Source organism: Paenibacillus sp. FSL H8-0282, from assembly GCF_037963825.1.
Lineage (GTDB): Bacteria > Bacillota > Bacilli > Paenibacillales > Paenibacillaceae > Paenibacillus_AQ > Paenibacillus_AQ odorifer.
Map to the genome: position 1 here is coordinate 6,362,652 of NZ_CP150146.1, position 26,701 is coordinate 6,389,352.

21 protein-coding genes are annotated in these 26,701 nt (G+C 43.9%); all 21 read right to left on the reverse strand.

Going from position 1 to position 26,701, the window contains the following annotated elements; translation table 11 throughout:
• Positions 1–92 precede the first annotated feature (92 nt).
• The gene (locus NST94_RS27690; protein ID WP_076201897.1) at positions 93–2,891 is read right to left on the reverse strand and encodes an Ig-like domain-containing protein; all 2,799 of its coding nucleotides are present in this window, start codon (positions 2,889–2,891) and stop codon (positions 93–95) included.
• A gap of 499 nt (positions 2,892–3,390) precedes the next feature.
• Positions 3,391–3,732: a hypothetical protein gene (locus NST94_RS27695; RefSeq protein ID WP_076201899.1), complete on the reverse strand. Its 342-nt coding sequence runs from the start codon at positions 3,730–3,732 to the stop codon at positions 3,391–3,393.
• A gap of 154 nt (positions 3,733–3,886) precedes the next feature.
• Positions 3,887–7,813 carry an S-layer homology domain-containing protein gene (locus NST94_RS27700; protein ID WP_280753184.1) on the reverse strand — a complete coding sequence of 1,309 codons (3,927 nt, stop codon included), beginning with the start codon at positions 7,811–7,813 and terminating at the stop codon, positions 3,887–3,889.
• A 160-nt stretch (positions 7,814–7,973) separates the two neighbouring features.
• Positions 7,974–9,101, reverse strand: coding sequence for an MraY family glycosyltransferase (locus NST94_RS27705; protein WP_036681523.1), 1,128 nt, complete (start codon positions 9,099–9,101; stop codon positions 7,974–7,976).
• A 116-nt stretch (positions 9,102–9,217) separates the two neighbouring features.
• Positions 9,218–9,973, reverse strand: a complete 756-nt coding sequence (locus NST94_RS27710) for a WecB/TagA/CpsF family glycosyltransferase (protein ID WP_280753185.1) — start codon at positions 9,971–9,973, stop codon at positions 9,218–9,220.
• A gap of 6 nt (positions 9,974–9,979) precedes the next feature.
• Positions 9,980–11,113, reverse strand: a complete 1,134-nt coding sequence (gene csaB / locus NST94_RS27715; RefSeq protein WP_280753238.1) for a polysaccharide pyruvyl transferase CsaB — start codon at positions 11,111–11,113, stop codon at positions 9,980–9,982.
• A complete protein-coding gene (locus tag NST94_RS27720; protein ID WP_076219972.1) occupies positions 11,089–13,125 on the reverse strand; it encodes a DUF5693 family protein in 2,037 nt (678 codons plus the stop codon). The genes csaB and NST94_RS27720 overlap by 25 nt, the downstream gene beginning before the upstream one ends.
• Before the next feature lie 128 nt (positions 13,126–13,253).
• A complete protein-coding gene (locus tag NST94_RS27725; protein ID WP_076123920.1) occupies positions 13,254–14,975 on the reverse strand; it encodes a phospho-sugar mutase in 1,722 nt (573 codons plus the stop codon).
• A 42-nt stretch (positions 14,976–15,017) separates the two neighbouring features.
• Positions 15,018–15,440, reverse strand: coding sequence for a 3-hydroxyacyl-ACP dehydratase FabZ (fabZ, locus tag NST94_RS27730; protein ID WP_036681536.1), 423 nt, complete (start codon positions 15,438–15,440; stop codon positions 15,018–15,020).
• A gap of 263 nt (positions 15,441–15,703) precedes the next feature.
• Positions 15,704–15,928, reverse strand: coding sequence for a DNA-directed RNA polymerase subunit beta (locus NST94_RS27735; RefSeq protein WP_081393511.1), 225 nt, complete (start codon positions 15,926–15,928; stop codon positions 15,704–15,706).
• Between the two features lie 10 nt (positions 15,929–15,938).
• Positions 15,939–16,760, reverse strand: coding sequence for a flagellar hook-basal body protein (locus NST94_RS27740; protein ID WP_076099680.1), 822 nt, complete (start codon positions 16,758–16,760; stop codon positions 15,939–15,941).
• A gap of 51 nt (positions 16,761–16,811) precedes the next feature.
• On the reverse strand, positions 16,812–17,690 hold the full coding sequence (locus tag NST94_RS27745; protein ID WP_038573634.1) for a flagellar hook-basal body protein: 879 nt from the start codon (positions 17,688–17,690) through the stop codon (positions 16,812–16,814).
• Between the two features lie 47 nt (positions 17,691–17,737).
• Positions 17,738–18,736, reverse strand: coding sequence for a rod shape-determining protein (locus NST94_RS27750; protein WP_036681546.1), 999 nt, complete (start codon positions 18,734–18,736; stop codon positions 17,738–17,740).
• A gap of 129 nt (positions 18,737–18,865) precedes the next feature.
• The gene (spoIIID, locus tag NST94_RS27755; RefSeq protein WP_036681548.1) at positions 18,866–19,153 is read right to left on the reverse strand and encodes a sporulation transcriptional regulator SpoIIID; all 288 of its coding nucleotides are present in this window, start codon (positions 19,151–19,153) and stop codon (positions 18,866–18,868) included.
• Between the two features lie 272 nt (positions 19,154–19,425).
• Complete coding sequence (locus tag NST94_RS27760) at positions 19,426–20,169, reverse strand: M23 family metallopeptidase (protein ID WP_076123922.1); 744 nt, start codon at positions 20,167–20,169, stop codon at positions 19,426–19,428.
• A gap of 61 nt (positions 20,170–20,230) precedes the next feature.
• Positions 20,231–21,373: a stage II sporulation protein D gene (spoIID, locus tag NST94_RS27765; protein WP_280753186.1), complete on the reverse strand. Its 1,143-nt coding sequence runs from the start codon at positions 21,371–21,373 to the stop codon at positions 20,231–20,233.
• A gap of 218 nt (positions 21,374–21,591) precedes the next feature.
• On the reverse strand, positions 21,592–22,968 hold the full coding sequence (gene murA, locus NST94_RS27770) for a UDP-N-acetylglucosamine 1-carboxyvinyltransferase (RefSeq protein ID WP_076123926.1): 1,377 nt from the start codon (positions 22,966–22,968) through the stop codon (positions 21,592–21,594).
• A 200-nt stretch (positions 22,969–23,168) separates the two neighbouring features.
• Entirely contained in the window at positions 23,169–23,426 is a 258-nt protein-coding gene (locus NST94_RS27775) for a DUF1146 family protein (protein WP_036681556.1), read from the reverse strand.
• 195 nt (positions 23,427–23,621) lie between these two features.
• Positions 23,622–24,038 (reverse strand): F0F1 ATP synthase subunit epsilon, encoded by a 417-nt coding sequence (locus tag NST94_RS27780; RefSeq protein WP_036681559.1) that lies wholly within the window; start codon positions 24,036–24,038, stop codon positions 23,622–23,624.
• A gap of 102 nt (positions 24,039–24,140) precedes the next feature.
• Positions 24,141–25,541, reverse strand: a complete 1,401-nt coding sequence (atpD, locus tag NST94_RS27785) for a F0F1 ATP synthase subunit beta (RefSeq protein WP_036681562.1) — start codon at positions 25,539–25,541, stop codon at positions 24,141–24,143.
• Positions 25,542–25,779: 238 nt separating this feature from the next.
• Entirely contained in the window at positions 25,780–26,649 is an 870-nt protein-coding gene (gene atpG, locus NST94_RS27790; RefSeq protein ID WP_036681564.1) for an ATP synthase F1 subunit gamma, read from the reverse strand.
• Positions 26,650–26,701: the final 52 nt, after the last annotated feature.

A 26,701-nucleotide genomic window follows, 5' to 3' on the forward strand; every position in this document is an offset into this window, starting at 1 on the left:
AAGTTCCTCCTCATTATTGGGGATAAAAACCTATAAAAAAAGAATAGCCTCCGAAGAGGCTATTCTGTGCTTCGGTAATTCTAAAGCAATGATTATTTACCAGTAACTACAGTACCAGTTGTGATCTTGTTACCAGCATCATCAGTGATGTTCGCACTAGCATTAACCTTAACTTCGATGGAGTTAACATCGTTAGCGTTGAGGTTTTGTTTACCAGTAGTTCCATCCAATTTGTCGAATGTTACATAGAACTTACCAGCGTCAGATCCAGCACCAGGAGCGATGCTAGCAGGTTTAACGTTGGATTTGTCTGCATTTTGGCTAACACCGTTAATCGAGAATTCGAAATCAGCAAGTTGAACTGTAGAAGCCTTAACATCTTCGCTGAATCCGATAACCAATACAGTGTTGTCACCACTAGAAACAGCAGCAGTTGTCAATGTAGGTTTAACGCGGTCTGTAAGTTCGGATTTCTTCTCAACAGCAATAATTCCGTTTCCAGCTTTATCCGCGATACCGAAGACTTGGAATGTATAGTCTTCTGTTTTGGTGATTGTGTTACCAGGGATGTAGACTCTTACAGTTGCTGTTTTAGGAGCAGCTGCATCATCACCTGTACCAATTGAAGTGATTACTGGGTAAGCACCAAGTGGCAATGCTTTGCTGTTCAGAGTATAGCTATTAACATCAGTTAAAGTAGCTACATTCAAACCACTTGCATCGGAACCAGAATCTTTAACAACTACGTCGTAGTATACATCAGCAATTACAGTACCAGCCGCATCTTTGTCATGCGGAGTAATGCTAACTACTTCTGGTCTTGTTACATCACTAGTATTTGCAGCTTCAATAGCTAGAGCAACTGTTGTTGATGCAAACGGATTAGTTGAGAATGAATCATCTGTAACCAAACCTTGTGGTAGGCGTACAGTGTAGTCTGCACCAGACAAGGAAACAGCGTAAGTCAATGTTTTCTTATCAGCAGACAAGGAACCAGCTCTAACATTCAGTGTTGCAGCTTGTTGACCAGTCTTGTTGTTGATAACAAGAATTTGTCTGTTGTTAGTTCCAGCAGTATCAAGAATTACTTCTTCATTGAACTTAATTACCAAACCTTTGTTGGAATAAGTTGCAGAAGTTACACCAGGAGCACTAGTATCCTTAGTGAATGTAATTGCTTGAGTCGCAGCTGCACTCAAAGTGTTACCAAGAGTGTCACGTACGGATTGACCAAATACGATGGATCCTGTGAATGTGCCAGATGTAGGCAATGCACTCAATGGGGATCTCAATTTGATTGTGTCGCTATCGGAAGAAGTGCTCACATAGAACACACCTTTGCTTTCTCCGTTAGCATCAAGTAAACGAACATTACCTACTAGGGAATCTCTGTTTACCTTTTTGTCGAATTTAACTTCAACATAACGATCGCCGACTGGAGTCACGCTCTTAATTACAGGAGCTGCTACATCGGATACTACAGTAACACTAGTTTTGATTGGGTTAGGGTTCGCAACATTACCTGCGAAGTCAGAAACGTTAGTCAGAGATACATCATAAGTAGTACCGCTATTCAAGTTTCCAGTAGTCAAAACAAATGTGTCATAAGTATCTCTTTGAACAGTTGCAGCCGCACCGTTAACATAAGCGATAATACCTGCTGGTTTAACTGGTTCGCTAAATTTAACATATACTTTGTTAGTAGTTGCTTTAGCAACAGCATTTACAGTAGCTACTGTAGGAGCCACAGTATCAGCAACAGGTACAATGTTAGTGAAAGCTGGAACTACTTCACCACTTGTTGTTTTGATTTTATCGTTAACAACAACAGTGTATTGACCTTTCAAATACTCAAGTCCTGGGAAAGTGATAGTAGCTTCAGTGTTATCAGTGCTGAAAGATACTTCTGCGCCCGCTGCAGTTACAACTGGAGCACCACTAAGTGCAGTTACTTGAACTACATCTTTAATCAATTTTCCATCTTCAGCAACTGTATCTCCATCAACAGCACGGTTGAATTTAACAACCAATTGTTTAGAGTTTGGAGCAGTTACAGAAACAACTTTAGGAGCTTGTAAAGTTACTTTTGCAGTGAAATCTTTTTCTTGGTGTTTAAAGTTGATTGTAGTTTCAACACCTGCTACAAGAGCAGTAGTCAATTCTACAGTTGTAGTAGTTTTATCAGAGAAAGTAACAACTACTTTAGTTGGGCTTACTGCTTCAGCAGAAGCTACAGTCAATTGTGGAACTGTAAGCTTTTGATCAACAGCATAAGCTGTTTCAACTACCAAAGAACGGCTAGCGTTAGCTTTGAAGTTAGTGTCTTTAGCAACCAAACCTGCGTCGATTACTGCTTGAGCGTAACCTTTAGCCCATGCGGATGCAGAGTTATCAGTTGTAGTTGGTTGTTCCAGTTTCAAAGCACGGAACAATACAGCCGATACTTCTTCAACAGTCACTTTACCGTTGTAGTCAAAGATACCTTTAACAGTATCTTTACCTTGCATCAAGTTAGCTGCAGTAACAGCTTCGATGTAAGGAACTGCCCAGTTAGAAGCATTGTAACCTTTGTCTTTGTAAGACAATTTGTTAGTCACTTCTGAAAGATCAAACAATTTAGTAACGATCTTCGCGAATTCAGCGCGAGTAAGATCTTTTTCAAGGTGAGCTTGACCATCTGGGTATCCATTGAGAATACCTTTCGCTGCCAAAGCATCAAATTTTTGTTGCGGAGTTGTTGCTGCGTCACCAAACGCTACAGAGGCAAACATCGAGAATGCCATTGCTGTAGATAATGCTACGGATAAAATTTTCTTCATAACCTTTTTTTCTCCTCCTTGGACGTTCATAAACTGGGATTTTTCTTTAGTTGAGTAGCTCATATCACTCATTAGCCGATGCACCCCCTTTCCAGAGTTGAGCAAATTAAGTATAAATAATGTCTGTGACGGGTATCACAGAAACTGGTAAACGATTTTAGGACATGACAATACTAGATTCCTAATTATACCTAAGTATTATACAATGTGCCTCAAGTCACGTAAAGCTAATTTTTCCATTTGTTGAAATTGGCTTTACCAGCGGTTAATTTCAGCCCCTGTGTAAATGACTCTACACCTTAAACGCAGAAGATTTGAAAAAGTTGCGGTTTCTCAAAAAAAATCTTCTTTTTATATTTTCCGGTGTGATCCCATTAGAAGATACATATGTATGATCTACTAACTATTGTTAATCATGGGTGCCTACGGAAAATAGTATATCATAGTCGCTTTCTAAACGTCATTATGCAATATTTACTAAGAATCATTAACACTTGTACTATTAATTTAAACATTCCTACAAAAAACAAAAAAAGCGCCGTTGCCGACGCTTGCTTCTATTACATTGTTTCTAACGAATCTTCATAGATAATTGGATCAATTCCTGACGCTTCTCAGGACTCGAGTTCACATTGTCATACATTGCATCAATAGCTGCGCGGTTCTCGCGGTAGCTCTTCTCATGCTTGATTGTAGTATGAGACCATTCGATCAGAGCGTTCTCAGCAACAACAAGCTCGTTGTATGAATCGTGGAATCCCGTTGCTTGTACAAGCTCTTCCATGACCTCCTGAGTAATCTCCTGTAATGCGCGTTTAGCTGCAATTTCCTTTTCCAACACTTTTGCTCTATTCTCAAACATATTCTTGGCTTTCATGTAATCCAGCTGTGCTTTTGATAAAATCGGTTTCATCGATGGCTTTCACCTTTCAGAAAATAATATTTTCTACATTATTGTATCGTAAATCGGTGCAGATTACAAAATTTATGTCGCTGGTAATTGTTATCTTTACATCAAAACTCCGACCTGCGAATACTTTTCGCAGGCCGGAGCACTTTTTTATTCTTTAGTTAAAGTTCTTAGGGAAGATGCTTGTACTCTTCTGTAAGAGTGCCACAGTAATCTTACCAGCCTCTGCTCTAGTCAACTTACCCTTCGGGTTAAAGTTATAGACGGGCTTCTTTTGGCCTGTAACGGTCACAGCACTTCCTTCCATAATCTTAGCTTTAGATATAGCTTCAATTGCAGGACGTGAGTAGAAATCCATGTTGCTTGTATCAACAAATGATTTGCTTAAGCTTGCCAACAGTTTACTGTCATTCAACGACATCTTGAGTTTCAACGCCCTAGCTATCATTACTGCGGCTTGTTCACGTGTTAAGGCTTGATCAGGCCCAAAGAAGCCATCACTGAGACCTGTAACAATACCTGCCCTAGCAGCCGTCTCAATGTGTTTGAAATCCCATGTGGCCGCGACGGCTTCTGGCACAATATCAAAGAAGGTTTGTTTATTAGCATCATAGTTCAAAGGAATACTTAATGATTTCACCAACAATGTAGCAAATTCACCACGAGTGGTCAAATCGTCGGCTCCGAATGCATCTGCTCGAAGATTGGTCATAAATCCTTTGGAATACAATCCATTCATTATATTTCTGCCCCATGGATGATTCGTAATATCAACAAAACCACGGCGCAGCTTCATAACAGTGTAATAACCAAATTCATCGAATGGAACGGTGATGGTATGTTTTTTCGTATCTACGACCCCGCCCAAGTTCTCCCACTTACCTGAATCTGTATATCGGAATACTGTAATAGTCGATCCCACTTCATCCACAATGCTGGAGTTGAAAGTAAGCGTCAATTCACCACGTTGAGAAGGTACGATTTTTCTTGTTTGACTATACTGTGTAAAGTATCCAGTCTTTCCACTGGCATCCACGAAATGCGGGGTAACCCCGTTGGTCTCAAGATTAACGCCATCATTTCCTAGACCACCACTGAGCCAATAGATATCCGATACTCTCGAAAAGTTATTAGTAGAGACGGTTGATGTAAAGCGCAGAGCAAGATCCTGTGGAATCACAAGCTGCCCGCCCCCGCCTTCGGTTCTGTCGTCACTACCCGTTACGTTGATAATGTTCCCGTAATCATTCTTACGTTCAACAACGCCATCAGCGGGATCCGCAATACCAAACAACAGTTTTGTATTAGGATAATATTTTGCAGCACCAGAGCTAGTATATCCCTTCATAATCGTGCCTTTAGGGAAGTTCAATTCCAAGGTTTTATTAAAGACACTATACTTCGTAGCTACCTTCTCCGCCATATATTGTGTATCAATCTGCACTGCACTAGCATAATACACATTTATAGTATCGCTTATTGTGGAGTTAGCACGAACCACTTGTATCTTAATGGGATTCGATTTGTCTGCTTTTAAGCCCACATAATCATAGGTGAAGCGATCTTGATTTGGCAAATCCGTACGTTTAATTGCTTCTTCTTTGCCAATTATTACTTTAGTGGCACCTTCAGCCTCAATATCAAAACGAACAAAGTTTTTGTTAACAACAATTTGCTCACCTACCGTCGCTACAGGTGACAGAAGACGATATGGAGCAACTTCCCGCACTACTTCAAGACGTTGTGTAGTTCTTGCTCCTGTTTTGTTAATAAGCTCTAGGGTATAAACTTGACTTCCTGGGGCATCAAATTTAATGTCACGTAATCTTAAAATAAAGTTTTTAGCACTGCCAATGTAGTCATAATACAGACCATTTGCAGCCACTTCATCAGGATAACGTTTAGGACCAATAGGTCCATCGGATTCCGTACCGTCAATTAGCAGCTTATCCTGCCCCGTCGAAGTAAACACCAAAGTAGAGCCCTGATATAGATTCAGCGTTGTAGCACCACTACCTTGTAGTACCAAGTCGAATTTATCTTTGCTTGTTGTATATTTTTCATCCTTATATACAATCTCAGCTGGCAATGCCAGCATGGCATTACGCTCGACTTCATTAGAAAGGGTTGTAGTTGTAAAAGGTAAACGATTATCCCCTAAAGTAGGATGGAATTGTTTTACCCCAGAAATGTTGGTATCAATGATGTAAATTTTAAGTTCTTTTTTGATAATACGTTGGTTACCAGCATTATCTCTTGAGACTCCAGTAAACACGATTTTATTCTCACCGTATACCAGTGGCCCCGTCTGACTGATTGTCACAGTGAAATTAAAAGTTGTTTTATTTACTGTTGAGTTTTTTTCTACTTCAAGCTTAAAAGGATTGCTAGATAATGAGTTACTGTCTGTACCGTTAATTTGCACTTGTGCATTTTCTATATTTTCGAACCCGATATATTCCCCAGCGACATTAAGTTTTCTTTCTACACTGGAATCGAATTCGTAGGTCTGACCATCTTGCAGATTACTTACATATATATAGTTTTTCGATACATATGAAATATCAGCATTATAGAAGGATTCGGATTCTTTATAACGGAATTGTACCTTTTGTTGACCATTAGAGAACCCTGATATTTTATAAATATATTCATTTGTTCCTGTGCCTGCAGTTACATAATCTATGGATAGTGGTTTATTACTCAAAGGCAAATAGTTTGCAGTTATATCTGCTGGGGTTGTTGATCTATTTGTCTTCGCCATTATATAGAAACTATCCGTCTCCAACTGTTGGCCATTCAAAGGCAATTTAGAGATATTGGTAAGATCACCTGAGCCTGTATATCCAGGAAGGTAGTACATTTCTGTTATAACAGTCTCATTTTTCAAAAATTTATATGAATAAAGATGAGAACTGCTGTGGCTGCCATAATCGACAGACAATTTAAAGTCATTTACACCCGCCAAGATTTCTAAATCAGCTGCAGTCTTAAATTTAACCAATTTATACGTTGGAGTAACGCCATCAGGACCAGGAATTGTTAATTCTTCTGTCACAGCACTAATCGTTACAACTTTTTCGGAACTATTACCTTTATTAAGAGTTAGCACAGCATTTGTTGCAAACGGAGCCACGTTATATGGAACTAAGATCTGTCCAGTAAAACCTGCAACACTTGGAGTCAAATCAGCAGTCAACGTAGGCACATTATCATTTAAGATATTATAGTCCGCATTGTCGTGGTTGATGTTCAAAGAAGCGTACGGTTGATCCTTATCAAAGAAATATACGGATCTGTCTATTGTTATTGAATCCGAAGCATTTTGAATAACAATCTTAAGCGTACTTAAACCCGGACTCAAGTTCAGCGCGGGGGTGAAAAATGTTCCGTCTTCCAATAGGGAAGTTTGTAATGCAGTTCCTCCATTCACGGAGACACTGACTTTAGTGGCATTCGTTACTTTACCTTGAAGAGTAACTGTAGATACTGGTACGACAACTTGTGTTCCTTCATTTAAATTAAGCGCAGAAGGACCACCCAAAACTTTTAATTCTGTTACATAGGGAACTTTATCGTAAAGAACATAAAATGATTCTGAACGTTGGAGATTCCCTTGCATACCAGAAAAGGTCACCTTATTAAAACCTGTATACAAAACAAGACCAGATGCTACAAAACGGTTATCCGGGCTATTGGTATCTGTTGTTACCGCTCCCGTAGTCAGGTGAGTAGCATCTGTTACCCATTTATTAGATTGACTATCTTTTGTAAGCTGCTCTACAGTAACCTTCATCGTGGAAGATGTTACCTGAGAGTAGGTTCCTGTAATTGAAAAGGTAGGGCTACTTACTTTGTAAACACTAGAACGGTCAATAAGTCCCTCAGGATTAGGATTAGCTGTTGTTGCTACAACATCCTGTTTCAACAGAACAGTATTACGTAATGTGAGATCATCCGGACTGAAGAAAGTCGTGGAGCTCGTGGTAGCCGCTGCCGCTATGGGCGTGTATTTACCTGGGAACATAGAAACGATCAAAGCCGCCAGCATCAGCCAAACGAACGGTCTCTTAAAGCGTTGCATGTGTTATATCTCTCCTTTGAGTATAAATTCTCGTAAACCTTCACTTTGTTCTTTATCGGTCATAGGAAGCGATATTTTTAGGGAAAACAACAAAAAACTCATCCGAAAAGGGATGAGTTTTGTTAGTTATAGAAAATATTAGAATAATACCATTAATAAATTAAGATTTGGAACCTCTTTCCGGATTAGCCTTCATACGAATTCTTAAAAAGAAATCAATCAGCGGACGTTTAGTCTTACCGATCAAACCTGTAACTTCCGCACCAATCTGCAAGAAGAAGAGCATGATGCAGATGACTACAAAGGTAACCCAGTTCGCCTCGTAAAGAGCGGCAGAGGATTGAATAACAGCTAAAACTCCGAAAAATGCAGCAATACCATAAATAATGAGCACAGTCTGACGATGACTAAAGCCTAGCTCGCGAAGGCAATGATGCAAGTGACCTTTATCTGGTGCAAAGATTGGTTTCTTCTGCAGCTTACGGCGCACGATCGCAAAGAACGTGTCCGACAACGGTACACCAATAATAAGCAAAGGTGTAATAAACGAAACCACGGCAATCTGTTTAAACCCTAGCAAAGCAAGTAAAGCTAAGCAGAAGCCTAAGAACAGCGATCCCGTATCCCCCATAAAAATCTTGGCGGGATGGAAGTTGAAGAACAAGAATCCGATTATGCTACCCAGAAGCAACAGGCATAACATGGCAACCATCGTGTTACCCATCAAGAAAGCCATTACCGCAATCGTAGCAATCGCAATCCCTGATACACCAGCAGCAAGCCCGTCCAACCCGTCAATCAGGTTAACAGCATTGGTGACACCAACAATCCAGAAAATCGTAAGCGGGATAGCAATCCAGCTTTCCAATGAAGAATACGTATTGTTAAATGGAATATTCACAAAATCTACAGTAATACCAAAACCGAAAACTACAATACATGCTGCGACAATTTGGCCCAGCAGCTTCAACTTTGCTGATAATTCAAATCGGTCATCCAAACCTCCGATAAGTACAATCAGTCCGCCGCCACACAGCAGCGCTTTGATGAAGTTGGCCTCCCGCGGAGTGAACTCATATGGAATAATCGGCAATACGGCAAGCAGGCCTAACACAAACGCCAGAAAAATAGCTAATCCGCCAAGGCGGGGCATAATTTTCGTGTGCACTTTACGAGCATTCGGCACATCTGTCGCACCAATCTTAATGGCGAATTTCTTCACCAAAGGTGTGAGGCCAAGTGCGAGTCCCATGCATACGATAAATCCAGCGATGTATATGATTAACATTTGATCAGTCGACCCCCATTTCTCTACCGCATTGAATTATACGCTGTTACAAAAACAAATTCCAATCCCTTTTTTAGGCTATTCATCTGATTTTCTAGGTGAATATCGGCATTTGACTAGACTTTTGTTACTTTATCTTTCTCACGCACCACTTTTAATGCGAATTTCGGCAACGCAAGCATTCTTTTGTACCGCGTAGGCTCTTTTAATAAACGGTACAACCATTCAATTCTCATTTTTTGGAAAACTTTTGGTGCTCTCTTGCTCTTGCCAGAAATTACATCAAAGCTGCCGCCGACCCCCATCATGATCGGAACACCTAACTTGGATTTGTGTTTTGCAATCCATGGTTCCTGACTATCCGCGCCTCTGGCCACAAATAATAAGTCAGGATTGGTTTTAACAATTCCAGCAATAATTTCATCGTCCGATTCCGGACCAAAATAACCGTCATGATATCCTGCAATAATAACACGCGGATATTGCAATTGTAACCTTTCAGCGGTTTCCTGAATCACCTCAGGTGTAGAACCAAGGAGATATATCTTCCAACCATATCTTTCACCCTGTTGCATCAATTCATGTAACAGGTCAAAACCAGCTACCCGTTCGGTTACAGGCTCCTTACAATAATTAGCAGCCCATACCACACCGGTTCCATCTGGGACAACCAATTCAGCTGACTTCATTATCTCCATATAAGCTGGATCTTCCAAAGCAGCCATAACCATAATCGGATTAGCTGTAATCACTTGATGCGGGATACGGGTATGAACCGCCTCTGTCAAATAAGCAACAGTTGCTGCCATATCAACCTTGGAGACTCTAATCCCAAAAATAGGAACTGTAGGTACCGCGCTTTCTGCTTTCACTTTAGATCATCCTTTATGGTGAAAATATTCTACGATTTGCCGTGCTGGAGCCCCTGCTTCTTGAATCAACGAGGAGAGGATCGTCTCCCGCTCATTTCTCCATCCCTCTGCTGTTTCCAAAAGATGGCCTATCTCAGCAGCAACTTGTCCAGCATCTAATGATTGGGTCGTGCCCACAGGCTGACACCGAACTCTGTCTAGAAAATGATCAATTTTCGGATCATAAGAGATACCAATCAGCGGAACTCGCTGCCCTGCGGCATAAATCAGGCTATGAAGACGCATTCCGATCAGCACTTCACATTGCCCTACTTCCCGCAGCATGTGTTGCGGATGACTGGCATCTTCACAAATACTGACCTGCCCCCCATGCTGGCTTATATTTTCTTCCAGCTTCTCCATCACATAACGTGAGGCTTCAATATCAGATGGAAGATGAAACGGAAGGAATCTTAAATGCAATGGTTTTTCAAGATTCGCCTTAATCAAGCCTTGAGCAAGAGCGTCCAGCTCCTTGCGATCTTGTTCCCAATAACGTACCGAAATACCTACTACCGGAAGTGAATCTGAAGACTCTGGTAATTCAACAGCATCAGTCTCTTCAGGTAAAGATAAGCCCATCACCGGGTCAGGAACAACCTCTATGTTCTTCTGTTCTAATCCCATAGAAAGTAAAAGCTCGCGGGATTGTTCATCCCGCACAGAGATATAAGTACATTTGCGAAACACTGATTTGATTAATGGGTGGAAAAGCTTACGATGCACAGGTCCGATACCTTGAGCATAAATAAAGGTCGGTTTACCCATCCACTGCGCAAGCTTAATAATACCTAAATAGTAAGGAATACTCTTGCTTCCTGTTACATCTTGCAGCAAGCTGCCTCCACCGCTAATCAGACCAGAACTCTCATAAATAGCTTGACGGACTTCAACCAGCTTCATCCGGTGCACAGATTTCACTCCATATGTGGCGCTAGTCCACTCAGGATCGATGGACAAGACAATGGGTTCGATCTCTATACCTGCAGCTTGAGAATGTTGTTGCAGTGCAATCAATATAGATTGCAGTACCGCCTCATCCCCGCTGTTATGGAAACCGTAATAACCGGAAATAACTATCTTTTTAGGAGTGGCGACCATCGTTTCCAACACCCTTCTGCAATTTGCCATACGATTACGGCAATCACACCAATGATCAGTCCTAATCCAAGACCGAGCAAGCCACGAATGAGCGAGATCAGAACTGGCGAGTGAATATGAGCAAAGGTATCTACCATCGAGAGCTGACCGATTACAGCAATAATCATGATAAACGCTGCATTCCGATATCTAAAGGCCAAGAATGCGCCAAGAATTAATAACGGATGCGCTAGCAAAAACTCTTTATTACGCGGTCGAACGCCAACCGTATTTTCCAAGAATGTACGTAAAACCATTTCCAACGGACTCACACTGCCACCGTTACCTGTACGGGTCATGTAATAATAGCCAACAACCGCCAAAACAAAGGCAATAATAATCATCGCAAATGTGATTGGTGTCCGCAGCAGCTTACCTGTCTTGTTAAAGACAAAATCCCCGCGATACAAAAGCACGTAAAGTGCCACAAGACCGATAGGCGCCATATGAAGCAGACTGACACCACGGAACTGGTTGAGAACAAGGCTATAAGTTACATTATTAAGCAGTGCTATCATAAACGGCACAGCGCTCAAAGAGATCAGTGAAGTCTTAAAATAAAGCACTAAGCTATGTGTAAACCGGCGTTGCGGGCTCATAGCCTTATAGGTAAGGGGATTGCTCCGTAGAGGTGGCCCCATTTCATTAACCTTACGAATGGCAAGCACAACGGCAAGCGTTGGTGCACTTATCGCAGCGGCAAGCGCGAGCGCTTGTTCAAACATTTCAGGCTTCACTAGCATCAGGCCTGCACTTCCAATCAGACCTAACACCCAGGCAGCAAGCGTGAGCTGTGGAATGAAGTAAGAGACCAGCAGCGCCACTAAAGACACTGCTCCAACCACCGCAACTAGCTTAAAGTAACGTTGATAAGAGGAATCTACAACCTCAAATGCCGTAGCTTGTCCCAGTTTAAATCCATTGTCTTTAATCTGTTCAACTGCTCCGCCTGGTTCGCTTAGGCTGGTAATAAGGTTATCTAATGTATCTGTAACCTGTGCCTTAGCAGTATTTCTTGCAGGAATCGTGTTTAAGTAGATCATGCGGATATTCCGATCCTTTGTTGCCAGAGCGAAACGGTCCGAAATTACTTTTGGATCTAGGGCAGAATCTCCCTCACTAAGGGAATATAAACGTGTCACATTATAATCCAGCAAATAAGCGAGCCTGTTAAAGCCCTTTTGCTGTTTCTTAATATTCTCAATTGCTGCAATCCCCATTCCACGTTCCTTAAGGAGATTAGCAAAGTCAGTGATACTGCCAGTATCGGCATCATCATTAAACCCTTTAACAGACTCACCTTCAAATAGAATCCGTTTAACACCCAATTCCTCATAACGATCCAACAGCTTCTTTACCGTGGCTTCATTATAAGTCAGAGAATCCACAAGACGAGGTACAATACTGAATCCCTTGTTGTGTAGCATGTCCAGTGTAAATGGATCGGGCTGGAGCGGCTTCAATGTAGCGTCTTCTAGCGGGGTCTCAATGATAAGACCCTGCTGTCCGCGGAAACTCCAGTCTCTTGAATTAATCCCAAGATTACTAAATGCTTCTTTAATTACAGGCGCTAAAGTATCGCTGTAATCAGCACTGGTAAAAAGAATATAGGTATAGTTCTCATTTTCAGGAATGATCGTGTCCGTAAGATTAGCTATATCAGCCGCACCCCATATCATTAGACGACGCGCCTTACGGTAATCTTCCAATGTGCTTTCGTAAATCGCCATGCTCTGTACACCAGCGTCTTTAAGGCGATCTAACTGTTCGGAAATATAATCTTGTGGATTTGCACGATAGCTGGCTACATCAACCAGATCACGATAATCAAATACAAATTCTACTGTCTTGGAAGACTTCTCCGTCTGCAGTCGATCATAGACCACAGGCAAGGCTGCTATAACGCCAACCACAACTATGATCCACAGCCACTTTCGGGAAGTAATATTCCAACGTTGCCATTTTTGCCGCACCAAAAGTACCTCCTCTTTCGCTTTAAAAACTCTTTTAACAAAAGTAGAAACGGATCGTCATCCTTTTAGAGACGGTACCCGTTTCTACGTAAAATATAATTCACAATATAGAAAGCACTCTATATTTATTATTGTCCCCCGTCAACGCGAGCCATAACCTGTTTCGACAGTGCAGCAACCTTATCCTTAGCATTCTGCAGGGAGTCACCCACTACTGCAAAATAAACCTTAATCTTAGGTTCTGTGCCGGAAGGGCGCAGGCAGAACCAAGATCCGTCAGCCAGCAAATACTTCAGTACATTTTCCTTCGGCAGTCCATTTAAGCCCAGGGAATAATCCTGAATTTCTGTTACGGCAGATCCAGCAATTTCTTGTGGTGCATTAGAACGCCAATCATTCATGATACCTTGAATTTGCGCAACGCCATCTTTGCCTTTCAGCGTACGGGACTCCAAGCTTTCCAAGAAGTATCCGAACTGCTCGTACAATTCCTGAAGAACATCATATAATGTTTTGCCTTGAGCTTTATAATAAGCACCTGCTTCAGCGATAAGCATAGCAGCAAGAACAGCATCTTTATCACGAGCATAATTGCCTGCAAGATAACCATAGCTTTCTTCATATCCGAAAAGATATGTGTATTCTCCGGATTGTTCGAACTGGGTCATCTTTTCTCCAATATATTTGAAGCCAGTTAGCGTATTAAATACAGTTGCACCATAATGAGAAGCTACAGCAGCCCCCATTTCACTAGTAACGATAGTCTTTACAACCGCACCATTGCTAGGCAGCTTTCCTTGTTCCTGCAAACGACTCAAATAGTAATGAATCATCAGTGCTCCGGATTGATTGCCGGACAGAACAACGAATTTACCTTCATTGTCGCGAACTACCGCACCCATACGGTCTGCATCAGGATCTGTACCAATCAAAAGGTCAGCATTCAACTCTTCGCCCAGCTTCATAGCCAGCGTAAAAGCTTCACGTTCCTCCGGGTTCGGCGATTTCACTGTAGAGAATTCAGAATCCGGCTGCTCTTGCTCAGGTACAACATGTACCTGGGTGAAGCCGATTTTCTCAAGTACACGGCGGACTGGCAAATTACCTGTACCATGCAGCGGAGTGTATACGATTTTAAAGTCTTTTCCAAGCGTAGAGGCAATCTCTTCACTTGCAAGACTGACCGCAGCAACAGTATCGGTAAACGCTTCGTCATCCTTCTCTCCTAGCCAGTGCAACAGCCCTTGTGCTTCAGCTTCTTCTTGCGAAATCCTCTTTACACCATCAAAAGTGTCAACCTCTAGTATGTAAGAAATGACCTTTTCGGCTTCGTGTGGTACAAGCTGTCCGCCTTCCGAATTATAGACCTTATAACCATTGTATTCAGGAGGGTTATGGCTCGCGGTGATTACAATACCACCCGTTGCTTTCAAATAACGCACGCTGAATGACAGCTGTGGTGTTGAACGAAGGGAGGTAAACAAATGCGCCTCGATGCCATTAGCAGCCAGTACAAGAGCAGCCTCAAGTGTGAATTCAGGCGAGAAGCGACGAGAGTCATGCGCGATAACAACCGAAGGTCTGCCTTCTCCAGTATGCTTTTCTAGAATATAATTAGCGAAGCCTTGTGTAGCTCTGCCAACAGTATAACGATTGATACGATTGCTGCCCGCACCAATAACCCCACGCAAGCCGCCTGTACCAAACTCTAAGTCTCTGTAAAAACGCTCTTCAAGCTCCTGTGGCTCATTCTCCAGAGCGCGAAGCTCTGCCTTTGTAGCCTCGTCAACAGAAGGGTCCTGCAACCAGCGGGATAATGTGTCTGCCGCTTTCGCACTTAATTGAGTCATATGAATCTCTCCTTTAGATATATTTATAGAAAAATAAAATATTTAGCTCAGAGCAAACATAATTTCTCCAGAGGCTACAACCTTACCTTCAACGGAAGCAGTAGCTTGTCCTTTTCCGATGCTGCCCTTAAGGCGGGTGATCTCTACTTCAAGAGTAAGTGTATCGCCCGGTACCACTTGACCACGGAAACGGAATCCGTCCAGCCCAGCTAAAAAACCGATTCGGCCGCGATTAGCTTCTACTCCCAGGATAGCAACCGCACCCACTTGTGCAAGGGCTTCTGTAATCAGTACACCCGGCATTACCGGATAGCCCGGAAAGTGACCTACAAAGAACGGTTCATTGATCGTTACATTTTTGATTCCTACAGCTTTTTTGCCCATTTCAATCTCGATAATTTTGTCCACCAGCAGAAATGGAGGCCGATGGGGGATGATTTCTTGAATTTGGTTGATATCCAGCATTATGACAAAACTCCTTTCGGATGTTGCACATTTTCTTTTATTCTTTGCCGAAATGCATAAAATTAGGCAGGTTCGGTAAAAACTATATTTATCCTTCACCAACTGCAGAAGTGGAGGTTGAGATAAGGGGCTTTCTCCACCGGATGCGGCAGCATGGCGGAGAGGGCCCTTTTTGCTGCCCGAGGCCCCCCACCATTATACATTTTTCAGCATAAAAAAGAAAACTCCCTTATATAACAAGGGAGTGGTTAAATCATCTTCATTTATGGAGCAAAAACCAAATCATATACATGTCTCCACGTGCTCCACTGCAGAGCATCGCTTAACTCTTTCTTACCCAGGACAACGTAACCGACGGCCAGACCGCCTCCAAGTGCAGCTACGAGAAGCAAGGGAATAAGAACCCATTGTATCATGGTCCATTTGGAGATCCCTCGTGAAGAGGGTTCTTTCTTCTCTTCCGATTTAACTTTTTCCTGTCGATCCATTCCTTCACCTCTACGCGCGCATGTTATTGGCTAGACCAAACATCTGATCACTGGACGAAAGTGCCCGAGCTACGAGTTGATACGTGCGTTGAATCTGCATCATTTCTGTCATTTCTGAGGTCATATCGACATTCGACTGCTCCAGCCATCCTGAGCGCACTCCAATTCCAGATGCCTCGCCTGCCGCTCTTTGTACAAAAGCCTGCTGTGCTGTAACCCCATCTGCAAGCATATAGAAATTCCCGTCGACAGCCTTTAAGGCATTCTGTGTCTTAGGTTCTACTATCATTATAGTACCCGCTACCTGAACAGGTCCATTCTCTGTCTTTTTTGTTAACACACGACCAGATTCATCGATAGCAGCATTCACACCTACAGGAACCGTTAGAGGTTTGCCCTCTGTATTTAAAACGGAGTTTCCTGTGTTATCAACCAATACCATCTTTTTGGCATCAGTCGTGTCAGGAATAAAGTGAAAATCACCCTGACGTGTATACGCCGTAGTACCATTGACCTGAACACCAAAAAGCCCGTTGCCCTGAATGGCTAAGTCGGTCGGACTCCCTGTTTCTTTAAGGGGTCCCTCTTCCCAATTCGTTGAGATCGAAGGCACATAAGTCCCAAAACCCATATTAAAGCCTAGGGGTGTAGAACGGCCCGGTTGGTCATAATCATCTGATTGCTGTTGTACACGAGTCAGCACGTCCTCAAAAGAGCCCTGCTTGCTCTTATAACCATTGGTATCCATGTTGGCTAGATTATCCGCTATAATATCAAGCCGCTGCTGAAGGCTCGACATGGAGACTGCTGCACTAATCGTTGAGTTGTTCATAGATCAAACCTCCTATAAGCTCTACCTGTAAAGCTCATTCCTAAGCACTGCCTATACCCTGCCAACTTCACTTACAGCCTTCTGCAAGCTGCCATCATAATATTGAACAATCTTCTGGTTCGCTTCATAAGCCCGATAGGCGGCATTCAAATCCACAGTAACCTGAGTAGGATCTACATTGGAGCTTTCCAGGTAACCTTGGCGTACTTGCATGTTATCTGTTCCGTTAGAGAAACGGATATCTGCCGCCTCTACATCATCAGCGTGAAATACACCATTACCATCACGTACAAGCTCCTGTGGCTTTGTTACTACACTCACACCAAGCTTGGTCCCTGTCGGAAGTCCTGTTACTGGATTAAGCAAATTACCCTGCCCGTCCACTTTAAGGGTGTCCTGATTTCCTGTCAAGACAAGGGGCTTGCCTGTGGAATCAAGAACCTTGAAGCCACCACTGCTCAGTACCTCTCCTGTAGCCGCGTTTATTGAGAAGCTCCCATTTCGCGTATACAGATTATTCCCTTCAGCATCCTGTACAGTAAAGAAGGCCTGTGGACGATAAACAACCTCACCCTCAGGGCTTACATATTTGCCTGAACCATCAAAGGAGATATTTTGACCTGTCACTGGATCAGCTACTTGCAAATCCGTAGATAAAGCAAAATCCATGGTCTTGCCGCTCTCCCTTAAATCACCCTGTAAATATTGGGATATCGATTGTTCTGCAAAAACCCCAGTGTTAAGGCGCCCCACTGGCTTTGTATTGCCATTACTCATAGCAGAGATCAGTACATCCGGAAAAGCATGATTGACACTGTCAACCTGCTTGTACCCCGTTGTATTCAAGTTAGCGATGTTCTGTGTTGCCGTATCATGTCTACGCTGCTGTGTAACCATACCTGCAGCGGCTGTATATAATCCTCTTATCATGAAGGTAGTCCCCTTCCGAATCTTTTGCTACCTTTTATATCGGTTGCTTAGAACTTTTTCTTAACGACCTTGTCCAAATTATCTAGCATTATTCCGGTTCCCTTAACTACACAATGCATCGGGTCTTCCGCTATCCACACCGGAACATGTAATTCTTCTGAGAGGAGCTCGTCCAATCCATTAAGTAAAGCGCCACCACCAGTTAGAACAACACCCCGGTCAATAATATCTGCTGATAGCTCAGGCGGTGTACGTTCCAGAACGGACTTAGCAGCTGCCACAATAGAAGAAACCGGATCCCATAGTGCTTCTTTTACCTCGCCTGAAGTAATAGTGAGCGTCTGAGGGAGTCCACTTACCATATCACGACCACGAATATCCATTTCAGCCTGCATCAGGCCTGGACGCACGGTGCCAATTGTAACCTTAATATCCTCTGCCGTACGTTCACCGATTAACAGCTTATACTTTTGTTTAATATATCTTAAAATGGCCTCATCGAACTTGTCTCCTGCGACTTTAATCGAAGAAGCGGTAACGACGTCGCCCATAGAAAGTACGGCTACATCCGTCGTTCCGCCACCGATATCGACGACCATGTTCCCACTAGGCTGATAAATATCCATTCCCGCTCCGATTGCAGCGGCTTTTGGCTCTTCCTCCATAAAAACTTCCTTAGCCCCGCTCCGCTCTGCCGCTTCCCGTATGGACTTCTGTTCCACAGATGTAATATTTGTAGGGGCGCAAATCAGAATACGGGGCCGTGCGTACCAGGACCGGCCGCCAACGCGGTCGATAAAATACTTGAGCATCATTTCTGTGATTTCAAAATCTGCAATGACACCATCCCGGAGAGGACGGATTGTTATAATATTTCCAGGTGTACGTCCAACCATGCGACGTGCCTGTTCTCCCACCGCAAGGACTCTCTTCGTATCACTTTCAAGTGTGACCACGGAAGGTTCATCCAGAACGACTCCCCTTCCCTTAACATGTATGAGCACATTGGCCGTGCCGAGGTCGATTCCGATATCCTTGCTAAACATAATGAAAGAGCCCCCAAAGTGTTATTTTAATTGAAAAAACAGCAGTTAGTACTAAATTTAAAAATACCATACTTTAGGGGAAGTACACAATGTATTAAAGCTGAATATTTCCTTAAATTTCCGAAAATCTCATGGCTTTGATGCTACAGCAACCTCACGTTTTTTCCCCGTCGATTTTTTATATTTGATTTTTGTGGCTTCTCCCCCCCGAAGATGTCGGATGGACTTGTGATATTCGAGAATGTGCTTCACCTGATCGGCCAGATCAGGGTTGATCTCTGGCAGACGCTCAGTTAAATCTTTATGCACCGTGCTCTTTGAAACGCCAAATTCCTTGGCTATGGTCCGGACCGTATGCCTGGTTTCCACGATGCAGCGTCCGATTTTGATCGTACGTTCCTTGATGTAATCGTGCACGCTCCCGCCTCCCAACTGTGGATAGTTTGGTACATTATATGAGGGGCGGGCTTATATATTCGCGCTTTCAAGACATGACAAGCTATGGAGGGCTCATTTTATTTAATGGACAACCTAATAACCCGTGTTATTAGCATGATGAAAAGCCGTCGTTCTCCCTTTAGGTCAACAACCGTTTCCCGCGTAAACAAAAGGCTCATCACAAACACAACCTTAAAAATCCTTATATACACAAAAAAATAGGGGGCTTTCGCCCCCTGCTATAGAAATTTTTATCGCTGTGGCAGTAAATCCGATGGATTGACTACTTTGCCATCTTCGTACACTTCAAAGTGTACATGATTTCCAAGGTCCTTTTCGATCTCACTGCGACCAGCTGTGGCAAGAGTATCTCCTTGCTTCACTACATCGCCTTGTTTAACTTTTGTTTCACCAAGACTTTGGTATACAGTCTTCAAATTACCTTGATGGGTAATTTCAATCACTTTACCTAATACCGCAACATCTTCCACTCTGGTCACTTCACCGCTGAGCGCTGCTTTGACATCGAACGTATTGTTGTCTTCACGGGCAATATCGATTCCGACATTAGGAATAAATTTGTCGTTATATTGCACCATAGCGGCAACGTGATTGTCCTCTGTACCATTCTCATCATAATACGGCTTAACTACTTCTACTTCACCTGGATTAGCTACTGGCCAAGTCATACTTTCCGTTGAAGCAACAACTTCAAGTGCATCTGGACCTCCGGTTGTTGTACCAGCTTCGTTAGCGGAAGTTCCTACTTGCTGCGAAGTGGCGGCAGTGTCCTGGTTGAGCGGCTTCTGGCCGGCATCCTGATAGACCCACACCAAGGTTAGTATAATTGCCGCTGCCGCCGTGTAGACTGCTGGGAATACCCAACGTTTAGATACCAGTCTGTTCCATGAAGAAGGTTTTGCACCAGGTAAATCTCCCTGAGTTTTTTTGAGAGATTCATCTTGGTTTGTTTTGTTTTTGTCTTGTTCATTCATATGGTTATCACCTCAGTAACCAGTGTTACCGGGGTTTTCTCTTTTATACGTATCTTTCAAGTTATTTTTTCAGAAGAGTTGAGATTTGTGTAAATGAGATACCACTATAATAGTGTTTGAGAATTTGGGTAGCAGTTCCACCCTCTTTAGCCATCCCATTTGCCCCCCACTGGCTCATCCCTACTCCATGCCCATTTCCGAAGGTCGTGATTAAGATCTTATTCCCCTTACGACTCCAACTGAATTGGCTGGATCGTAGGCCCAGCTTCTCTCTCACTTCACGTCCAGTAAATATAGAGCCTCCAATTGAGACCTCTTTAATCCGATGTCCAGTGGTAAGAGACAACACTTCCATAGGTAATCTCGAAGATGATGAAATCTTCGTTGTAGTTCCTGAATTGGTAGTTTCTTTGGAGGCTGGAATGACTTTATCGTTCAGACCCAATCTAGTAAGTATTTCAGCAACAGTAAAGGTGTTAGTCACTGCATAGTTTGGGGTAATCTCTTTCTCCCAAGGACTCGTCACGCTGCGCAGATAGGGAATCGCTGCATTCCAATACTCTTCTGAGTTCTCAGTATATCCTCCACTGGAGGCGAAAAAGGAGGCCGTTATCGGCTGCCCTTTATAAGTCATGATCACTCCGCGCGTCTCAAGGACCGCGCGCTGCAGCTTTGCAAGGTCGGCGCTTCTTCCGCCGAGCTTCCATTGCCGTTCCAGCGTGTCCTTAGATATGTAAGCCTGATGGCTTACCGTATCGGTTACATCCGCCTCCGGAACGGGTACGCCGCTTCTGTCGCCAGCCACCAGGCGGCGCATGATAAAGGTGCGGGCCGCTACGGCCTGCGCTTTGAGCGCTTCAAGCTCAAAGTCGGCCGGCATCTCGGCCGCAAGCACGCCGCGGACGTAGTCCTCCAGCGGCAATGTCTCTATTTGTCCGCTGTGCGACAAATAGACAGAGACGTTCGGCTGCGGCGCTTCCTGCGCAGCCGTCTCCGGCGCCGCCGGAGGGGCCGTGACCGCCGGCACGGCCACAGGCGCCGGTTGTCCCCGGTGTAGCGGGACAACCGCCACCGGAATCAGCAGCGCCGCCAGGAAAGGCGCTGCGAGCCAGGCGACGGGGATGAGTCGCCTGCGCCGGGGAGCAAGGGGACGCGAGTGCCAGCGCGTTATCTTGTTTTTTCGCAAGTAGCGGAAATCTTTCATCTCTATGGCTCCCTTCCGTGAATCACTGGTGATTCTTATAGATATGAATTTGCAGCAACTGCTAGAACACAATTTGAGAGAAAGAGAGTTCCTGTCCTCAATCTATTACTAGACCACAAGCTATTAAATTGCATACAAAAAAAATCCCCATCAGATGAGGATTCCATAAAAAAAGACCAAGCTGCAAACAGCAGCCTGGTCTCTCCTAATGATTGATATTATACCCAAGTTGGTTGAACCTGAAAGCGTGGTTTAACCTCTTCGTTTTTAGTCGATTCACTCTTGGATACTTCCGGTTTAAGAACTTCATCCTTCACGGTTTGCGCTGAAGTATCTTCCATGGAGATGCGCCAAATTTCCGCACCCAGTCCGGACAGCTTCTCAGCCAAATGAACATACCCGCGGTCAATATGATGAGTTCCGCTTACTTCAGTAGTGCCCTCAGCAACCAGACCTGCCAAAATAAGCGCAGCTCCCGCACGCAGATCCGTAGCACAAACCTTAGCTCCGACCAATTGTGCATTACCTGTAACGATCGCCGAGCGACCTTCGATCTTAATCTCAGCATTCATGTTGTGGAATTCATCCACATGCATAAACCGGTTCTCAAATACAGTTTCTGTAACGACACTGGTACCTTCAGAACGCAACAATAATGCCATCATTTGCGACTGCATATCCGTAGGAAAACCTGGATACGGCAAAGTCTTCAAATCAACAGCTTTGAGAGGCTTGTCACTGATTACACGAATACCGTTCTCGTCAGGAATAATGGTTACACCCATTTCTTCCATCTTAGCAATAACAGGACCTAAGTGATCTGCAATTGCACCTTCCACATATACATCGCCACCGGTAATTGCTGCAGCCGCCATGTACGTACCTGCTTCGATACGATCAGGGATTACATGATGTTTGACCCCATGCAGACGTTCTACCCCTTCAATACGGATAACGCCTGTTCCCGCACCGCGTACGATTGCGCCCATACCATTCAAGTAATTGGCCAGGTCGACAATCTCAGGCTCCTTAGCCGCATTCTCGATAACGGTCACGCCTTCGGCTAGTGTAGCTGCCATCATTATATTTTCGGTCGCACCTACGCTTGCTACATCCAAATACACTTTGGCACCGCGCAGGCGTCCGTTGCTTTTCGCTTCAATGTAGCCCTGGCCGAGACTAATCTCCGCACCCAGTGCTTCAAACCCTTTCAAATGCTGATCAATCGGTCGTGTACCAATGGCACAGCCGCCTGGCAGGGAAATTCTTGTCTGACCAAGTCTAGATAACAGTGGGCCCATGACTAAAAAAGACGCCCGCATTTTTCGAACCCATTCATAAGGTGCTTCACAGGAAGTGATGTTTGTAGCATCCACCTGGATAATATCGTTCTGATATGTAACCCCTGCACCCAGAGATTCCAGCATTTTTGATATCGTCATCACATCATCAAGCGGAGGTGCGTCTACAATGACGCTTACTCCTTCTTCTGCCAATAGAGAGGCGGCTATGATCGGTAATACGGAATTTTTTGCGCCGCTAACTTTCACGCTCCCGGTCAATCTGTTGCCACCGCGGACGATAAATTTGCTCATTTTCGGTTTCCCTCCGCGTCCATTATTTCTTAAATTATTTTTTTAGATTAAAGTAATTGCAAAAAAAGTTCTCTACTCCATCAATACGCCCATTTACTCGGGCATGTTCCTTAAAGTTCAGTGTTGACATAATAAAACCTTATTATTCGACACCTTTTGACCACTGCGACCTAAGACACTTATAACCAAACTACATCCCCTTAAAACATATATCGGATCATCCCACTCCAGCTCAGGTAATCCAGGAAGAACCCCGCTACAAAACGACCAAGTACAATGGCCAACAGCAAGTGCAGCAGCCTTCCCTGAGGACTCTTGGGATATCTTATGACCAAATCGAGCTTAAGGTTCTGCAATGCCCACCAAGATAATACAACACTGAGCAAAGATACAATCATTGAGACCATACTGCTGGTTCCAACTGCGCTAGACAACCCACCCGACAATATATCCTCCATGCTAACCCTCCGTGTTCGTATTACTCGGAAATCGACTCTTATATCATACTTGTGAAGGGCAAAAGAATCCAGTACTTTTACAAATTTTTAAACAATTCAACGCCATTATCCAAAATAATGAAGAAATTTTAACCTTTTTTCAATAGATTACTATAATAAAAAGCAGTCAAACCCTAAGGCTTGACTGCTTTTATCCTACTGTTGTCCTTTTCCAGTGGACACTTTAATCCGTGTAACAGCGCGTTGCAGCGCCAATTCCGCACGGCGGTGATCGATATCATCTTGTTTGCTCCGAGTCTGGAGACGGCGTTGAGCCCGTTCTCTAGCCGCTTCGGCGCGCTCAACATCGATATCTGTTGGCAGCTCGGCACTTTCAGCCAGCACGGTTACTTTGTCCTTATGCACTTCAACGAACCCGCCATGAACAGCGATGGAGATCGTAACACCGTCCGATTTGACGGATAACGGAGCAACCTGAAGTGGAGTCACAAGCGGAATGTGTCCCGGCAAAATACCCAACTCGCCTTCGACCCCTCTTACAATCAAGCTATTCACTTGCTTGGAGTAAACGAGATGCTCCGGCGTGACAATTTCCAACAAAAAGGTATTCACTTCCATTCCTCCTTAAAGCTTTACATTGTAAAGCTCGCTTCGAAAGCATGCACTAAGCTTTACGAAGTAAAGCTTGCATCGAAAGCATTAGCTAAGCTCAGGTTACATCGATTTCGCTTTTTCTACTGCTTCTTCAATCGTACCTACAAATAGGAAAGCTGCTTCTGGAAGATCATCATGCTTACCATCCAGGATTTCCTTAAAGCTGCGTACAGTTTCTTTGATTGGTACATATTTACCCTTAAAGCCAGTAAACTGTTCAGCCACGTGGAATGGCTGCGACAGGAAGCGTTCAACTTTACGAGCACGAGCTACGATAACCTTATCATCCTCACTCAATTCATCCATACCCAAGATGGCAATGATGTCTTGAAGCTCGGTATAACGTTGCAGCAATTGTTTAACACCTTGTGCCACGTTGTAATGTTCTTCACCAACAATTTCTGGAGCGAGCAAACGCGAGCTGGAAGCCAGTGGGTCAACCGCTGGGAAAATCCCCTTCTCGGAAATTTTACGCTCAAGGTTAGTTGTTGCATCCAAGTGAGCAAACGCTGTAGCCGGAGCAGGGTCAGTGTAGTCATCCGCCGGTACGTAGATTGCTTGAATCGATGTAACTGAACCTTTTTTAGTCGATGTGATACGCTCTTGCAGCTGGCCCATTTCAGTAGCCAGAGTCGGCTGATAACCAACCGCAGATGGCATACGGCCGAGAAGAGCGGACACTTCGGAACCCGCTTGGGTAAAGCGGAATATATTATCGATAAAGAGCAGCGTATCGCGGCCTTCCACATCACGGAAATATTCCGCCATGGTCAAACCGGTCAAAGCTACACGAAGACGTGCACCTGGAGGCTCGTTCATTTGTCCGAAGACCATTGCTGTCTTCTTAATAACGCCGGAATCCGTCATTTCGTGATAAAGGTCATTACCTTCACGAGTACGTTCACCGACACCTGCGAATACGGAAATACCACCGTGCTCTTGGGCAATGTTATTAATCAATTCTTGGATTGTTACTGTTTTACCTACGCCGGCACCGCCGAAGAGGCCGACTTTACCACCCTTAGCATAAGGTGCGAGCAAGTCGATAACTTTAATACCTGTTTCCAAGATTTCCGCTTGTGTTGACAATTCGTCAAATGTTGGTGCGAGACGGTGAATCGGGTTCTTTTTCTCAGCAAGAACTTCACCAGCGTTATCAATTGGATTGCCAAGTACGTTAAATACACGGCCTAATGTCGCTTCCCCTACAGGAACCGAAATTGGACCTCCTTGATCGATTGCATCCAGTCCACGAACCAGACCATCAGTAGAAGACATCGCGATACAACGTACCAGATTGTCTCCCAAGTGATTGGAAACCTCAAGTGTTAGGTTAAGCTGACGACCATTGTCCAAGACGGTTTCAATTTTGATAGCGTTGAAAATCTCGGGCAACTGGCCGCGTTCAAATTCAATATCGACAACCGGACCCATAATGCTTACAACGCGTCCTTTGTTCATCTTCTTTTCCCTCCTCGAAAGCTGTTACATCAAGAAGAAACGACGTTGTCGTCATATAAAGATGACAACCGTTTCTCGTAGAAATATAAGCATTTTGTATAGTGTAAAACCATACTTTCTTATATTTTAAGAAGAACTTACAGTGCCGTTCTTAAGGAGCTATGCACCCTAAGCAAGCGACACTGTTTCTCGTAAAACACAAGACAAGTTAAGCACTTAGTTTAACTTTTCTTGTATTTTAAGACTGCGCGTTCGCTCCGGCCACGATCTCGGTAATTTCCTGCGTAATTGCCGCCTGACGGGCACGGTTGTACGTAAGGGTAAGTTCTCCGATCATTTTCGACGCGTTCTTCGTTGCACTGCCCATAGCTGTCATTTTCGCCCCCAGCTCACTGGCCTTGCCATCCAGAATAGCGCTATAAATCAAAGTTTCAGCGTACTTTGGAAGCAATACTTCTAGCACGCCTTCCGGTGAAGGTTCATATTCGTAGTTTGCAGAAGCTTCATGATGCTCTTGATTCCCTACTCCATCCATAGGCAACAGTCGCTCAACGGTTGGGATCTGGGTGATAGCATTGACGAATTGATTGTAACAAACATACAACTCATCATACGTACCATCTACAAACTGCTGTACTGCCGAATTCGCGATAGATTTGATGTCAGCAAACTTCGGCGCATCCGATAGCTCAGTGACTTCCTGTACAATCGGATATTCACGGCGACGTAGAAAGTCACGGCCCTTACGACCAATAACAAATAATGCGTACTCATCTTTGGACTTATGCTTCTCCGCGATGAGCATCGTCACCTTACGCAAAATATTAGCGTTGTAACCACCTGCAAGCCCTCTATCAGAGGTAACGATTAGATAACCAGTCTTCTTCACAGGGCGGCTAACCAGCATAGGGTGTTGAACACCTTCGGTGCCAGCAGCAATGCTCGATACAACCTCTTTTAGCTTCTCAGCATAAGGACGGGCGGCAATTGCCTTCTCCTGAGCTTTTCTCAGCTTGGATGCGGCTACCATTTCCATCGCTTTTGTGATCTGTCTTGTGTTTTGAACACTCTTAATTTGACGTTTAATATCACGCATGCTTCTTGCCATGATTTCACCACCTTAGAGCTTTGACGGAGTCAAAGCTAACTTCGTAAGCATC